Below are 1,127 nucleotides of genomic sequence, written 5' to 3' on the forward strand. Positions count from 1 at the left end.
CGCCGGTCCAGCCGCCGGCAGAGGCTGCAATCCCTGTCGCAACGGAACTGGCATCGAACCCGCCGGCCGAGGTGCTGGTGGCTCATGAGGTGTTGGAGTTCAACAAGGCGCCGTGGCCCAGTGTCGAAGTAGCCGCCACCAGCGAGCCGGCCGCCAAGACGCCATCGTCTCGAACGCCCGTGCCGACACAATCGGTGGTCACTCCGTCCTCGGCAGAAAGGGCGACGCCGGCCAAGAAGGCGGCACCGGCCAAGAAGGCGGCACCGACCAAGAAGGCGGCACCGACCAAGAAGGCAGCACCGGCCAACAAGGCGGCACCGGCCAAGAAGGCAGCATCAGCCGAGAAGGCAGCACCGACCAAGAAGGCGGCCCCGGCCAAGAAGGCAGCATCGGCCAAGAAGGCCGCACCGGCCAAGAAGGCGGCACCGGCCAAGAAGGCAGTACCGGCCAAGAAGGCGGCACCGACCAGGAAGGTTGCACCGGCCAAGAAGGCAGTACCGGCCAAGAAGCCGGCACCGACCAAGAAGGCGGCACCGACGAGGAAGGCAGCACCGGCCAAGAAGGTGACACCGACCAAGAGGACGGCACCGACCAAAGTCGGCGTCAAGGCCGCCGCGCTGCCCCAGAAGATGATGACAGCGAAGAAGGCTGGACCTTCGAGGGCCAAGGCAGTGAAGGCCGTGGTCGCGCCGCCACCAGTTTCACCCCGTATTGCGGAAGAACCGGCAAATACGATCTCCTTCCGCGCAGCCACGCCCGATGCTGTGCGCGACGACGCCAAGACAAGAGCGAAGCTCGTGCGCGACCGTTTCGCGATGCCCAAGCAGGACTTCRRGCTGATWGCCGTCCTCAAGGWCCGCRCGYTAGGTTTCARGCGKCCCGTCAAGAAGAATGAACTTCTGCGAGCCGGGCTGCAGGCGCTTCAACGACTCACCGACRCCCAACTGCATGGTGCGGTCGATTCGCTGTCCCCGCTGAAAGCTGGACGTCCCAAGAAGAACGCCAACTGAAGGCCGGGCTGCAGCAGAAGGTGGGGAGGCATCTGCGATCTGTGCCGACAAATGCAAAAAGCCCCTGACTCTTGCGAATCAGGGGCTTTTGTTTGGTGCCGGAGAGATGAATCGAAC

At 64.3% G+C, this 1,127-nt stretch carries 1 protein-coding gene; it reads right to left on the bottom strand.

The annotated features are described in order from the left end of the window. Positions 1-82: 82 nt before the first annotated feature. Positions 83-823, bottom strand: coding sequence for a hypothetical protein (locus AC1D2K_RS35010; protein WP_478095063.1), 741 nt, complete (start codon positions 821-823; stop codon positions 83-85). Positions 824-1,127 lie beyond the last annotated feature (304 nt).

The organism is Variovorax sp. P1_H12_2 (assembly GCF_056405335.1).